This window comes from Gallalistipes aquisgranensis (assembly GCF_014982715.1).
In the GTDB taxonomy this organism is placed as follows: Bacteria; Bacteroidota; Bacteroidia; order Bacteroidales; family Rikenellaceae; genus Gallalistipes; species Gallalistipes aquisgranensis.
Genome location: NZ_JADCJY010000001.1, coordinates 1,468,117 through 1,482,674, shown reverse-complemented (window position 1 = coordinate 1,482,674; position 14,558 = coordinate 1,468,117). Strand labels below are relative to the sequence as shown.

Below are 14,558 nucleotides of genomic sequence, written 5' to 3'. Positions count from 1 at the left end.
GGCTGGGGTGAAGTCGTTTCGGGAGATAGGTCAGGGATAGAGGTTGACCACGGGCAGACCCGCTTTCAGGGCCCGGCGCACGGTGTAGCGGGTGCCGCCCTGCGTGCCGTTGTAGTAGCACAGGAGCAGGGAGGCATGGTCCACCAGATAGTCGTTGCGGACGTGGAAGCAACCCGCGTGGTAAACGGGCGAAAGCAGGATGCGTTCGTCGGCCCGTTCCAGTACGGCTTCGTACCGGGTCCGGTCGGCGGGGGAGAATTGCGCCGCCTGCCGGGCATAGGGAATGACGGCGATCAGCCGCACCGTACCCGGTGTGCTTTCCGTTTCCGGGGCGTGGGGAACACTGTCCGGTTCTCCGGCCGTCCGGTCCCTGAGACGGAGGACGGCTTCGGCGGCCTCCAGGTCGAAACCTTCGGCCATGCCGCAGAGGAACGTGTCGTATCCTTCGCGGTGAAGCCGTTCGAGCTGGCGGTCGAGGCGGAGGGCCAGCGTGTCGGCCGGCCTCCCTTCCCCGGCCGAAGGGGAGAACAGGTCGTCGCCGCTCATTTTGAACGTCCGGTGTCCGGAAAAGGCGACCGTATGGAGACGGGGATCGGTCATGCCTCTTCGGTGTTTTCTTCCCGGTATTCGGCGGTCAGGGCGAGAACCGCGTCGGCGTAGCGTTCGATGAAGCGGGGACCGATCCCTGCGATCCGGGAGAGGGCTCGGCGGTCGGAGGGAACGGTGTTGGCGATTCCGATGAGCGCCTTCTGCTTCAGGACGATGTAGGCGGGAACGCCCTGGCTGCGGGCCTCTTCGCGGCGCCATTCGCGCAGCAGGTCGAACAGGCCGGGGTGGAGAATGTCCTCTCCATCCTCCGCGGCGGTCGCCTCCTCCGGCAGACCGGGCAGGGTATCTTTCGCCGCACGCTCCTTTTTCGGTCTTTCCCTGCGTTCGGCGGCCGGTTTCGGGGTGCGCTGTTTCGGGGCCGTGCTTTCGCCCGCCACGGCTTCGGCACGGGCCTGCAGGTATCCGGATATGGTGAATCCCCCGGCGGCGCGGTCGAGTACGGCCAGTTTGACGGCCAGCGGTTCGTTGGCCCGTGTGAGGGCCTCCCCGACCGCTTTGCGGGTCTCTTTGTTGTCGATCTCCACCCGGCTCAGGGCGAGCAGCGGAAGGATCAGTTCCCGGGTCTTTCCCGTGAAGTATTCCGTGCCCTTGGCGATCCGTTCGGCCAGTTGCGGGTCGCGGGCGTAGTCGTCTCCGGCCCCGTCGCCCAGCCGGGCGAGCTGGCGGCGGAACTTCTCGCTCACCTCTAGGACCTCTTCCACGAACCGGGGCGAGAACTCCTCCCAACGCTGGATCAACCGGGGATAGAGTTTGTTGAGATGCTCGGTGAGCACTCGTTTCAGATGGCGCAGGGTGCGGTTGACCGGGCCGTAGTCGAACAGTTCGTCCAGCAGGGAGAGGTAGTACTCCTTGCGGTGGCGGGCCAGTTCCGCCGTTCCGGGCCGGTTATCTTCGACCCTGCGGGTGAACGCCTCCACGGTGCGGTCGCGGATGATGGCCCGCATGGGCAGCGGCGAGAGCAGGTGGATGCCCTCGAGCGTCTTGCAGCGGCTGAGGGCCACGTAGACCTGCCCGGCGCTGAAGGCGTCGGTGGCGTCGATGGCCACCTGTTCGAAGGTGAGCCCCTGGCTCTTGTGGATCGTGATGGCCCACGCCGTTTTCAGCGGGTATTGGATGAAGCGGCCCTCGACGCTCTCGGTGATTTCACGGGTCTGCTCGTCGAGCGTGTACTTCGTGTTGGTCCATTCGGCCTCCTCCACCTCGATCGGGTCGCCGCCGTCGGAGGGCGCGACGACGATACGTTCGTCGCCGATCTCCGTGACCGTGCCGATCAGTCCGTTGTAGTAGCGTTTTTCGGGCGAGGCGTCGTTTTTGGTGAACATGACCTGGGCCCCTTCGCGCAGTTCCAGTTCGGGATCGGTGGGAAAGGAGTATTCGGGAAAATCGCCCTCGACGGTGGCCGTGAAGGTGCGGGCCGGACCCGGGAGGGCGGCCAGCCGGCGGGCGTTGATTTCGCGGGCGGTGTGGTTGTGCGAAGTGAGGGTGATGCAGCCCTCGCCGGGCTCGAAACCGGGTCGGCAGCGGGAGTTGAGGCGGGCCAGGTCGTCGGGTGAGAGGGTGTTGTCGCGCACGGCGTTGAGCAGGGCGAGAAATCCCTCGTCCTGCTGGCGGTAGACGTGTTGGAGCTCGATGCTCAGGTAGGGCGTCTGCCGCAGGGCCCGGCTGTCGAAAAAGAAGGGCGAGGCATAGTGGTTGCGGAGCAGGTTCCACTCCTCATCCTTCACCACGGGGGCCAGCTGCTGCACGTCGCCGATCATCAGCAGCTGCACGCCGCCGAAGGGACGTTCCCGGTCACGGAAACGGCGCAGGACGGCATCCACGGCGTCGAGCGTGTCGGCCCGCACCATGCTGATCTCGTCGATCACCAGCAGGTCGATGCTACGCAGGATGGCGATCTTGTTGCGCGAATAGCGGGCGTGCTCCATCTGCCGGCCATCCTGCGTCCGCTGCGTGTCGGGCACGTAAGGGCCGAACGGCAACTGGAAAAAGGAGTGCATCGTCACGCCGCCCGCATGGATGGCCGCCACTCCCGTAGGAGCGACGACGATCATCCGTTTCGGGGTGCGACGGCGCACCTCGTGGAGAAATGTGGTCTTGCCCGTGCCGGCACGGCCCGTCAGGAACAGGTTGGTTCCCGTCGATTCCAGAAATTCGAAAGCCAGGTCCAGCTGGGGATTGGGTGTCATGCGGCGATGCGTGGAAATTGAACGGTTAAAGATAGGCAAATCGGACCGGACCGCCTAATTTTCCCCGGAAAATTTTCGCACGTCACTCTCCGAGACGGAAACTGGCGACGGGTTTTCTGAAAGGCCGGTATGCTTTCTCTCCCGGAACGCGGGAGAGATTCCGCTACTTTTTCCAGCGTTCGGCGGCTTCGTTCCGGGCGCGTTCGCGGCGCTCCCGGTATTCGCCGACCAGCGTGGAGATCGTCTCCCGCACGGTGGTGATGCGGTCGGCGAGGTAGGCGTTGGCGCCGCAGAAGGCGTAGCCGTGGCGGAAATTGCCCCGGGCCGCGTTGTAGAGCGCCAGCATGATGCAGTAGGGGCTCTTTTTGTAGTCGCAGGTGCGGATGCAGTGGAACGCACAGGTGCGGGGGCGTTCGAGACCCTGCTCCACGTTGCGGATGAATTCGCTCGAAATGGCGCGTCCGGGCATACCCACGGGGCTCTGGATGATGCCGATATCCTCCTTGCGGGAGGCGATGTAGGCCTGTTTGAACCCTTCGGCGGCGTCGCACTCCTCGGTGGTGACGAAACGGGTGCCCAGCTGCACGCCCGAGGCGCCCAGCTCCATGATGCGGTAGATGTCTTCGCCCGTATAGATGCCGCCGGCCGCGATCACGGGAATCGGTTTGCCATAGCGGTCGCTCCATTCGCGGGCGCAAGCCACCACCTCGGGGAGGGTCTTTTCGAGGGAGAAGGCTCCGTTGTCGATCTCCTCGCGCTTGTAGCCGAGGTGTCCGCCCGCCTTGGGCCCTTCGACCACCACGGCGTCGGGCAGGTAGTCGTATCCGTTCGTCCATTTCTGGCAGATCAGCCGGAAAGCGCGGACGGAGGAGACGATCGGGACCAGTTTCGTGCGGGAACGGCCGTCGAGATACGAGGGCAGGTCGAGCGGCAGGCCGGCGCCGGAGAAGATGATGTCGGCCCGTTCGGCGATGCTGGTGCGAACCATGTCGGCGAAGTTGCTCATGGCGACCATGACGTTCACGCCGATCACGCCGCGGGTCCGTTCGCGGGCCTTGCGCAGCTCCTCTTTCAGGCCGAGGATGCTGGCCTTGCAGTAGTCCGGGGAGAGGCGCCGGTAGAGCAGGCCGAGTCCGGCGCTGGAGATGACTCCCACGCCTCCTTCGTTGGCCACGGCCGAGGCCAGTCCCGACAGGGAGATGCCTACGCCCATGCCGCCCTGGACGATGGGAAGCGATATTTTCAGGTCGCCTATTCTGAGCGACTTCAACGATTTCAGTCTCTTCATATTTTGGGAATTGTGTCCGCCGGGGCGGACGGTTCGACGGACAAGGTAGGTATAATATTCCCGTTCGGTACCGGGAAACGGAAATTTTTACGACGGCCAGCCGGATTTTGGAACCGAATTTGCAGGATATACGATTATATTTTCTAACTTTGTTTAAAACCATTACGATTATGAAACAGTCTAACGTTCTTGCGTTTATCGGCGGAGCTATCGCCGGTGCCGCCGTTGCCCTGCTGCTCGCCCCCAAAAAAGGCGGCGACTTGCGCCACGACATCAAAGCCTACGTGGAAAAAGAGGTGAAAAGGGGTAAAAAACAGATCAAGGAGGCCATCGACGAGGTGCTGCCCGCACAGCAGGCTTCCGCCAATATCGAAAAATAGCCCATGGAACAGGAGAATCAGCCGAACAGGGCTGAACGCCTGATACAGGAACTGGTCTCGTATCTGAACCTGCGACTGGACGCCTTCAAGCTGAACATGGTGGAGAACCTCTCCCTCGTGTTCGGCAACATGACGGCCGTCTTTATTGCCGCGCTGCTGGCCGGAATGGCGCTTCTGCTGTTCACTGCGGCGCTGGTGTGGTGGCTGGGCACGGTGCTGGGCTCGTTCCTGTTGTCCATTATCCTGGTGGGGGCGCTCTATCTGGCGGCGGCCTGGATCGTGTTCCTGCTGCGCGACAGGCTCATCACCGACCGGATGGTGAGGATGTTCAGCCAAATGTTTTTTAACCCGAGAAACAAATACGATGACGGAGACCCGAAATAAAAGACGCTACGACCGGATCGGTTCGCTCTCCGAGCTGAGGACGGAACGGGAGCGTCTCGACTGGATGATCGAGGCCCGGGAGGGTGAACTCGTGCGCGAGTGGGGCCGTTTCCGGGAGATGTTTTCGATCGGTTACGTGACCGGTGTGGTGACGCAGAAGATGGAGCACCTCCAGGCTCTTGTACGCACGGCATACAGCGGTTTCCAGACCGCCCTGTCCTTGTTCCGCAGGGAGAGGGAAGAGGGGGAGGAGGATGCCGCCGGGGCGGAGGAGAATGTCTGATGTCCGGAAAACCGGAGCTGCGGCGGGTCGTGCCTATGCACGGCCCGCTTTTTTGATCCGGACGATCTGCACCGAAAGCAGGAAGATGCACAGGACGGCCGTCTGGGCCAGAAAGAATCCGCCTCCCAGCGGCCGGGCTACTCCGTGCTGCGGACCGGCGACCACGAGCATGACCAGAAAATGGAGAAACGTCCACGACGCATAGGCCGAAAAGAGGCTGCGCAGCAGGTCGGCGGCCTTTCCGTCGGCGGCCAGGCTGATCAGGTTGACTGCCAGTACCAGCGTGCAGCCCGAAACGAGGGCCAGCGTTTTGAGTATCTCCGCCGTCCGTCCGCTCTCCTCGCCGGCGAACGTGTAGCGGAGGATGTCGAGTCCGGTCTGTCCCACGATCTGATGGCCGAACAGGTAGGCGGCGATGGCCACCAGGCACAGGAGGTTTTGCACCGTTTTCATTCGTCTGATCGTTCGCATCGGTATTCGAAGTTTAAGTCGGTGTCTCCGGACGGAAGTGCGTGCTGAAGAATCATGTAAAGGTAGTGAAAATCTTCGGATATACGTACGGGCTCTCCGCAAAAAACGGGCCGCAGCCGATTTTTCGGCTGCGGCCCATTACCGTATTCAGGCCCTCCGGGGGAAAGGGTTATTTCTTCCCTTTGGCCTGCGAGGTGCGCTGCGGGGCTGTCCGGGCTGCGGGGGCCTTGGCCGCTGCCTCGGCCGTCCGGGAGGCCAGGAACTGCACCACGGCGTATTTGGCCGCCGCGATCGTCTCGCGGTTGACCTTCTCGATCACGCTTCCGCGGGCGATGTCGTCCGGGGAGATGTAGTCCTCCATGAGCAGCAGCTGGACGATCATGTTGTTGATGTTGGTCTCCTCGCTGTACCCTTCGGCCACGTAGAGCTTGCCCGTGCGGGCGGCGAACTCCTCGGCGAAGTCGGGGTAGTTCGGCAGGCTCATCAGCTCCTCGAACGTCTCGCCGAAGCTCGTGAGTTCGATGTTCAGGTTGGGCGTCACCAGCAGCGGCGAGAACTCCTTGCTGCGGTCGCTGGGGGTGAAGTCCACCAGGTTGCTGATGTCGACCTTCTTGCTCTTGTTGTCCATGCGGCGCAGGTCGGCCTTGCGCATGTTCTCCAGCTGGTAGAGGTAGAAGTTGTAGCGCCACAGTTCGCTGCTGTTCATCCGTCCGCCGAAGATGTGGTGGTACTTCTCGTTGATGAGGCGTTTCACCTTGATCTTGCCCTCGTTGATCTCGGGCTTGCTGGTGCGCACCTCCTGGATCAGCTGTTTGAGGGCGGCGGCGGCCTTCTGCGGGCCGGTGATCTCGCGCCCTTTCTTGCCGATTTCGGTCGAGAGCACGCCGCACTGGATCAGGCGGGCCTTGCCCTTGCCGTCCTTGCCGCCGCGCAGGCAGTCGATCAGGTGACGCACGCACTCGACCTGTCCCTCCTCGGCGATGAAGGGCTGTCCGCCCGGGGTGGAGGCCAGTGAATCGAAGATGGAGCTGAATATCCGGCGGTCGATCTTCGTGCGGGTCTCGATCTCCGTGCCGCCTTCGCAGTAGACGGTGGTGGCGATAAAGCGGTTCTGGATCATGTCGAAGGCGACGTCGCGGATGGTGTAGGCGATGTCGTTTGCTTTGAACCGCTTGCCCACGAAGATCATCTTCACGATCTCCACGATGTCGATCTTGTCGAGCAGTTTGAACGACGAGGCGAGGTAGTATTTCCGTTCGGAGGCCACCCAGTCCCAGTCGAGCACGTCGTCGAGGTAATTGCCGTGGCGGGCGATCACGTCCACGATGTTCTTGTCGGCCGTGTACCGCTTGAGCGTACGCTGGAAGTTGGGGCCGTCCTGGCTGGTGGCCTTCTCCTTGCGTTCGCCGTGGGCGTCGATGTAGAGCAGGAAGTTTTCCGGATTGTCGACGCGCGTGATGCCGCCCTCCTCCTTGGCATAGTTGCTGGCGCTGAGCATGATGTCGATCTTGAAGGGCATCGTGATGTCGCACATGCCGCTCACGGTGCTCCGCGAGTTGAGGTCGTCCACGTTGCTGTCGGCGCTGGTGTCGAAGAGGTATTTGTAATATTTGATATAGTCGGGGTCGAAGTCCGTGGTACGGGAGAAGTCGCCCACCTCGGTGCCGATGCCGTAGAGGTTGCCCTCGGCATCCTGGAACTCGTGGAACATGTCGCCGGCGATCATCTTCACCGAGCGGATGCCCTCCAGATTGTTCTTCATCCACTTGAGCACGAAGGCCGCGATCATCTCGCTCTTGCCCACGCCGCTGTCGCCGCAGATCTCCACCACGAAGACGCTGCCGTCGTTCTCCTCCACCAGGAAGAGCGAACCGTGCCGCGGGATGCCGCCCAACTCCTTCACCTTTTCGTTGATGACCGTCAGGCGCGGTTTCTTCACGTCGCCGAAGTAGTCGGCTTCGGATTTCAGCGGGGTGACGATCGTCTTGATGTTGCCGGCCGGCCCCTTGATGTCGAAGTAGCCGATCTGTGGGAAGGAGATCAGCTTTTCGGGAGCGCCCAGCAGGCTGATGACGTCGGGCACGAAATTGCGGATGTCATGCAGGCTGATGTCCTCCGTGTAGTTGAGCCGGTAGTTGTCCGTCAGATATTTCATGTAGCCCTTCTGGAAGATGACCAGCTCCTTCACGATGCCGTGCTTGACCACCTTGCAGCGGTAGTCGTCGGAGTCCATGTTGGCGACGAAACGGGCCAGGCGGTCGGCGAAGAAGCCGGGTTCGGGCCGCGGATTGATCCAGCGGATGTAGTCCGTGGGTGACTCGGGATCGGGCTCCCCGTCGCGCTTTTTCAGCTCCACGCGGTCGATCTTGTGGAACGGGTATTCGCGCTTCTTGGCGTCGGTCACGATGCGGGTGTGCTCCTGGACGGGCTGTTCGGAGGAGATCACGCCGCACTTGCTCATCAGTTCGTTGATCCAGCCGATGCGGCCGCCCTCGAAGGTTTCGAGCGCCTTGTTCTCCATCTCGAAGCCCTTGTATAGGGAGATGCCGTGCTGCACCATTTCGTTGACGCTGGAGTTCTGCTTGCGGAAGGCGGTCTCCACGATGCGGACCAGGGTATGGGCGTACCGGTTGTAGTAGTCGGTGCCCTTGGTGCGTTTGACCAGACTGATGTAGAACCGCACCACGCGGCGGGCGACGGAGTAGATTTCGCTCTCGGCGATCTTGATGTCGCGCTTGCGCATGATGTAGTTGCTGATCTCCTGCAGCTGGTCGGGCAGGATGCTCGTCACGAACTCCTCGGTGAACATCTTGATCTCGCCGTCCTCGGTCTCGCCGATGCGGTCGCTGAAGTAGCGGAGCCGCTCGCAGATCATGCGGTAGAACGAGTTGTCGTTGTTGAGCAGGTAGAGGTAGAGAATCTTGTCGGTGATCTCGGCGAAGTTGTTCACCCCGGCCGTGATGGCGTCCTGGATGAAGCCGATGCTCTTGCCCGAGAGGGGGATTTCCCGGAAACGGGGCAGTTCGCGCAGGTTGCGGATGTACTCGTCCACCCAGATGTTGAGGTTCAGTTCGCTCAGCGGAATGCCCGTGATCTCGGTGAAGGTCTCCCCGGCCGTGCGGATGATCTCGCGGCGGCTCGGCTCCAGGCTCTCCTTCTCGAAGGGGAGGTTGAAGTGGAGCAGGATTTCGCGGATGTACTTCTTGAGGATCGAGTTGAGCCCCTCCAGCTTGGCCTTGTCGAGGGCGGGGTCGCCCGTGGCGTTGATGGCCAGAATCTTCATCTTGCTGTCCGAGAAGAGCAGGTTCTCCATCTCGATGAGCACCTCGCGCATGATGTTCTTCTCCTCGGGGTTGTCCAGCACGTGATGGTTGGGCTGGAAGGTCTTCTTGTTGGTGATGTATTTCAGCAGCACGGCCTTCGAGTAGCGCGAGGAGACGGTGTTGAAGTCCATGTCGGCCAGGGCCGGAACGCGCTTGTAGACCTGTGCCAGCAGGTTCTCGTAGATTTTGGTGAACGCCTGGCTGCGGATGAACTCGAAGACGTCGCTGCACGAGCCGATCAGGTCGCCGTGGAGCTCGATCACCGAGTTGGCCGAGCGGCCGATGGTGGTGATCGTCACGCCGCTGCGTTCGGGCGAGGCGTGGTAGAGCGAGCGTACGTCGCGTATCTGGAGCGAGGGGGCCTTGTCCTTCGGGTATTTGGCCGAGGCGGCGTAGTCGGCGATCACCGTGTCGATGAACTCCTGGTCCTTCGCGGCGGAGAACATGCGGCAGAGCAGCTCCTGCGAGCCGACCTCCTTGTTGGCGGCGTCGGCGCGCAGTTCGGCGAAACGGAGCCAGTAGCGGATGAAGATCGAGAAGGCGTCCTCGATCTCGGCCGAGAAGACCTTCATGCCTTCGGCGCCCGAGCGGATGAAACCGCCCACGGCGAAGCGCACCAGTCCCGTGGGGTAGGGAACCGTGGCGATGCCCCGGTTCTCGGCCAGCGCGCCGCAGAAGGCGAGCAGGTCGGCGTAGGAGGCGCCGCCCCGGATGCGGAAGTTGAAGAGGTAGGAGCCGTCCGAATCGACCACTTCCAGCGCGTCCGTGCCGAACTTTTCGAGCAGGCGGGCGGCCGTCTGTTTGGCCATCGAGAGCCTCCGCAGCGATTCGCTGCGGAAATTCTTGTTGACGCGGAAGCGGTTGAGGTTGGCCACCAGTTTGCTCTGGTAGTAGGAGAAGAAGGGTTCGTCCTTGTATTTGAAGTCGTCGGGCAGACCCAGTACGTCCAGCTTGTCGAGGGCCACCAGTTCGTCCAGCAGGAAGAGGTAGAGGGGCGAACCCTCGAATCCTGCCGTGCGGTGGAGCTGGTTGGCGATGCTCTTGCGGTTGCTGCGCTCGGTCTTGTCGATCTGAGCCTTGATGAAGCCCACGATCGCCTTCTTGATATTGGTGCGCGAAGCGTTCTTGGGCAGCTTGGCCTCCATTTCGTCCTTGATGCTCTTGGCCACCTGCGCCGTCTCCAGCGAATTGTTGAGCATCAGCAGCGAATTGTTGTTGCCGTGTTCGGCGCTGTTGCAGCGGCGGGCGAACTCGGCGAACGGGGCGGCCTGCGGCGTGGTGGCGATGGCGCCCAGCCTCTCGCCCGTGGCGGCCAGGTTTTTGGTCGTGGAGAGCGATGAGATGGCGCGTATCTTGCTCTGGGCGTTGATGTTGTTCATGATGTAACGCGAGAGGGTGCGCCATTTGGGCATTTCGGGGTCTTCGATCTTCACGCTCTCGGCGTAGGCCTCGTCGAGGAAAAGGGTGATCCGGCTGCTGTTGAGGAAACGGAGGAATTCGTTGACCGATTCGCTGTTGAAGTCGGTGTATCCCGTGGGGTTGTTCGGGTCGTTGACCAGAATGGTGGTGTTTTCGCAGAAGAGGTCCCACAGCGAGCCGCTGTCGTCGAAGAGCGAAAGGGTCGATTTGATCCGCTTCAGCCGGTCGATCAGCCGGTCGTAGGCCAGCCGTCCGTCGGGCAGGTTCTCGATCTCGATGTCGAACGGATTGATGTCGAACAGGTCGTCCGGCAGCAGGTCCTTGTACTCCCACGCCTGCACGGCGTTGTAAATGACGTAGGGCTTGGGCCGGCCGTTGGGGTTGAAGAGCAGGTCGCGGATGATCATCTGCACGGAGTCGGACACCGAGGTCTGGTCGAGGTTGCCCAGCGCCGAAAGGAAGTTCTTCACGATGTCGCGGTCCTCCTCGCCCAGGGCGAAATAGCGGTCGCGGATGCCCAGGTCGATCAGGAACTTCTCGAAACGGCCCTTGTTGTCGGCCTCGCGTCCTGTTTTGGTGAGGTATTCCTTGTATTTCTCGAGGAAGAGGTTGATGCCGAAATTTTTGTGGAAGTGGTTCTTCAGCGTGCGCTCGTAGCAGCTGGGGATGATGTCCAGGATCAGCCGGCAGGCGTAGCGTATCTTGCTGTTCAGGTTGTTGAACGGCTTCTGGCGCAGGTACTGGCCGAAGGTGCGGATCTGGTTGCGGCCGCCGCCTTCGAGGATCGTCACGATGTCGATGTGCGGGTTGCCGGCGTAGAAATAGCTGTTCATCCGCTTCTCGAACTCGTCGATGAGCTCCTGCGTCTGCACCTGCTTGTTCTCCTGCTTGTGGCAGTTTTCGAGGAAGAAGATGAAGTCGCGCAGTTTTTCGAGCGAATACTTGTCCTGCACCACCTGGCGGGAGAAGGCGTCGAGCTTGAAGAGGGTGATCCGCTTTTCGATGTCCGAGGGATCGCCCGTCTGCTCGGCGAGCATCTGTTCCAGCTCCTTCGAGTAGGTCTCGATCTGGGCTTCGATCTTCTCCCGGAATTCGGTGAGGTAGGAGGCGTTGACGTTCTCCAGGATCAGCCGCAGGTTGAGCTGCGTGTTGGCCGGCGATCCCAGCTTCTTGGTGTGTACCTTGTTCAGGGTGTTGATGATGCCGTTGTGGAAGCAGAATACGAGCGAGGTGTTCGAGCTGCGCGACTCCTTCGAGTCGTCCACGATCACCAGCCGCGTGAGCAGCGGGAACCACCGTTCGCCCGTGTAGTGGTTGATGCGGGCGTGGCGCACCTTCACCACGAAGATGCTGGTGGTGTCGGCGGTCATCCGCTCGTAGAGCTCCTCGGGCGAGGGCGAATCCATCACCACCACCGACGCGGCGTTGAACACGTCGCCCTTGAGCAGTTCGACGGCCTTGTCGGCGTTGCCCGAGACGACGGTGCGGATCATGCCGTTGAGCCCCTTGAAGTTCACCGTCCAGCGGCTCCGGTTCAGGAAATCGGTCTTTTCGGCATTGGTGGTGTAGTGGGTGCTCTGGGAGATCATCTGCTCGAGCGTGTCCATCATGTAGTTCCAGTGGGCCTCGTTGATGTCGCCCGTCACGCCGATCACGTCGCGGTACTTGCGCAGGTCGCGCACGTGGCCGCCCAGCTGGAGCTGGCTCATGAAGTCTATCGTGTAGCTGTTCACGGGCGGCGTGCCCACCGACAGGTCGTGGCTCTCGCGGATGTTGCGCAGCAGGGTCTTCAGTTCGGCCGTGGTGCCGTCGGTGTCGATCAGCCGGTCGATCTTGCGCACGAAGCGGCCCCGCTTGTTGCTCAGCTCGAACGCCTTCGAGTTGTTGTGGGGGATCAGCATCAGCGAGACATCCACGTAGCCGGGTATGTCTTCGCGGAAACGGAGCAGGTATTTGTTGATCTCGGCCTGCTGTTTGGCCGGGTCGTCGGGTTCCTCCATGCAGAGGCTGACGAAATTGGTCAGGTTGTCGAAAATGTGGCGCGGCAGAAATATCTCCGCCCGCTCGCCCAGCGAACGGTAGAGGTCCAGCAGTTGCAGCGCTTCGTTGCTCAGGAATGCCTTGGGCTCACCGACTATCTTCATCTTCTTCTTTCGGTTGGTGATGGTTCGTTGTTTTCCAGTGTTTTGTGTCGTTTTGTCCGGACAGGACGGAAGAACGGGTCGAAATGTAATATTTGTTACCGGAATCCGACGGGTTCTCTTCGGGGACAAATATATGTCTTTTTTTATTAATTCGGAACGGTTGTTAAATATTTTTCTTTTTATATGGAAATTATACAAAAGAGGATGCGTCGTCCTGGCTACATATAATATATATATAAGTATAACCGGTCTGAAGAAACGGGGAAGGAGACGGGCTGTTGCAGGTCGGGTGTTTTTTTGCCCGGTTTTCCTGCGTTCGGCGGACAGATCTTTGTGGGGTGTCCTCCTTGTTTGAGGGGGTAGCTGAAAAAAAGAGGGGGGGCTCGGACCGGATGGTGTTTTTTATGGGATGTCGGATGTTTTTGTTTGTATGTGTTGTTATTTTATGGGGTGTTTTGTTGTGATGTGTCTTTTTTTGTGTCTTGTGGGTGTTTTAGAGGGGGTGTTTTCTGTGAAAAATGATGAAATCGGAAAATATGGGGTGAAAAATTTGGGGGTATGTTTGAAATTTTTATATATTTGCGGTGTGATGGTGTGTTTGATGGGGTGTTTGGGTGTATTTGTTCGGTTTTTTGGGGGGATGTGGGTTGTTTTTTGGGGGTGTTCTTTTTTTTATTTTCCGAAAGGGGGGCGGCGGAAGATGAGGGCGGTTTCTGCTCGGGTGAGTTCCGGCAGGCGGTTCGGTTGCCGGGAAGGGGAGGGGCCGGATGGAAGGCGGTCTCGGGTGGATTCGTTTGTTTCCGATCCGCTTTTCCTGAATGGAGCGAATGGGTACTGATATATTGTTGAGTGATGAATGAAAGACACGACACCGGATTCACGGCCGGATGGTGCGGGCGATGTGAGGGAGTGATGAAATGTGTATGTGCGGAGTTTCGGACCGGGTATGGGACCGGTCCGGCGGAAGGGAGACCGGAGCGGTGGGGATTCCGGCCGTGATTCCGGGTTGTGACTTTCGAAAAAAGAGATGGCTATGGCACTTTGTATTCCGGCCGGTTACCGGCCCAGCCTGGTTCCCGAGACGATGGAGCAGGCGATCAAGGAGATCAAGGATGTTTTTCAGGGGCACCTCGCACGCGAATTGAGGCTGCGCCGGGTTACGGCACCCCTGTTCGTGCTTTCGGGCACGGGGATCAACGACGACCTGAACGGTACGGAGCGTCCCGTTTCCTTCTCGGTGAAGGGGATGGGCGGACGCCGGGCCGAGGTGGTGCATTCGCTGGCCAAGTGGAAGCGCATGAAACTGGGGGCTTACCGGATCGCTCCCGGTTACGGCCTCTATACCGACATGAACGCCATTCGGGCGGACGAGGAGCTGGACAATCTCCATTCGCTTTACGTGGACCAGTGGGACTGGGAGCGGACGATCGCGGCCGAAGACCGGAACCTCGCCTTCCTCAGGGGGATCGTGGAGAAAATATACGGTGTGCTGCGGCAGACCGAAGCGGCCGTCTATGCGAAATACCCTCATATCACGCCGGTGCTTCCGGAGCGGATCGAATTCGTTCATGCCGAGGACCTGCTGAGGGTGTATCCCGACCTGACGCCCCGGCAGCGGGAGGACGAGGCGGCCCGCAGGTACGGGGCGGTCTTCGTGATCGGGATCGGGGGTGCGCTTTCCGACGGCAGCAGGCACGACGGACGGGCTCCGGATTACGACGACTGGTCGACCGAGACGGACCCCGGCCACTGCGGGCTCAACGGCGACATCATCCTCTGGAATCCTGTGCTGGAACATGCCTTCGAACTCTCGAGCATGGGCATCCGGGTGGATGCGGAGGCGCTGGTCCGTCAGCTGGCGATATGCGGGTGTCCCGGGCGTGCGGAGCTGGATTTCCACCGATCGCTGCTCGAGGGGCGGATTCCCCTCTCGGTGGGAGGCGGGATCGGCCAGTCGCGGCTCTGCATGTTCCTGCTGCGCTGCGCCCATATCGGCGAGGTACAGGCGAGTCTCTGGCCCGAGGAGATGACGGCCCGCTGTGCCGAACACGGGATTTATCTGAAATGACGA

9 protein-coding genes are annotated in these 14,558 nt (G+C 60.8%); 4 read left to right on the top strand and 5 right to left on the bottom strand.

What is annotated here, in order from left to right:
- Positions 1–30: 30 nt before the first annotated feature.
- The 3 genes from INF32_RS05965 to INF32_RS05955 form a co-directional block, all read right to left on the bottom strand.
- Positions 31–600 (bottom strand): DUF1273 domain-containing protein, encoded by a 570-nt coding sequence (locus INF32_RS05965; RefSeq protein ID WP_226387447.1) that lies wholly within the window; start codon positions 598–600, stop codon positions 31–33.
- Positions 597–2,795, bottom strand: a complete 2,199-nt coding sequence (locus INF32_RS05960) for an HRDC domain-containing protein (RefSeq protein WP_226387446.1) — start codon at positions 2,793–2,795, stop codon at positions 597–599. Before INF32_RS05960 ends, INF32_RS05965 begins: the two co-directional genes overlap by 4 nt.
- Before the next feature lie 163 nt (positions 2,796–2,958).
- Positions 2,959–4,065 (bottom strand): NAD(P)H-dependent flavin oxidoreductase, encoded by a 1,107-nt coding sequence (locus tag INF32_RS05955; RefSeq protein WP_226388114.1) that lies wholly within the window; start codon positions 4,063–4,065, stop codon positions 2,959–2,961.
- A gap of 188 nt (positions 4,066–4,253) precedes the next feature.
- Between INF32_RS05955 and INF32_RS05950 the strand changes: the two genes are divergently transcribed.
- From INF32_RS05950 to INF32_RS05940, 3 genes are read left to right on the top strand one after another with little or no spacing between them, the layout of a single operon-like run.
- Positions 4,254–4,463: a YtxH domain-containing protein gene (locus tag INF32_RS05950; RefSeq protein ID WP_226387445.1), complete on the top strand. Its 210-nt coding sequence runs from the start codon at positions 4,254–4,256 to the stop codon at positions 4,461–4,463.
- 3 nt (positions 4,464–4,466) lie between these two features.
- A complete protein-coding gene (locus tag INF32_RS05945; RefSeq protein ID WP_226387444.1) occupies positions 4,467–4,847 on the top strand; it encodes a phage holin family protein in 381 nt (126 codons plus the stop codon).
- Positions 4,828–5,130 (top strand): hypothetical protein, encoded by a 303-nt coding sequence (locus tag INF32_RS05940; protein WP_226387443.1) that lies wholly within the window; start codon positions 4,828–4,830, stop codon positions 5,128–5,130. Before INF32_RS05945 ends, INF32_RS05940 begins: the two co-directional genes overlap by 20 nt.
- A gap of 33 nt (positions 5,131–5,163) precedes the next feature.
- Here the strand turns inward: INF32_RS05940 and INF32_RS05935 are convergent, their stop codons facing one another.
- Together INF32_RS05935 and INF32_RS05930 are read right to left on the bottom strand one after the other, a co-directional pair.
- Entirely contained in the window at positions 5,164–5,583 is a 420-nt protein-coding gene (locus INF32_RS05935; protein WP_226387442.1) for a hypothetical protein, read from the bottom strand.
- Positions 5,584–5,770: 187 nt separating this feature from the next.
- Positions 5,771–12,487 (bottom strand): aminotransferase class I/II-fold pyridoxal phosphate-dependent enzyme, encoded by a 6,717-nt coding sequence (locus tag INF32_RS05930; RefSeq protein WP_226387441.1) that lies wholly within the window; start codon positions 12,485–12,487, stop codon positions 5,771–5,773.
- 1,033 nt (positions 12,488–13,520) lie between these two features.
- Between INF32_RS05930 and asnA the strand changes: the two genes are divergently transcribed.
- Positions 13,521–14,555: an aspartate--ammonia ligase gene (asnA, locus tag INF32_RS05925; protein WP_226387440.1), complete on the top strand. Its 1,035-nt coding sequence runs from the start codon at positions 13,521–13,523 to the stop codon at positions 14,553–14,555.
- Positions 14,556–14,558 lie beyond the last annotated feature (3 nt).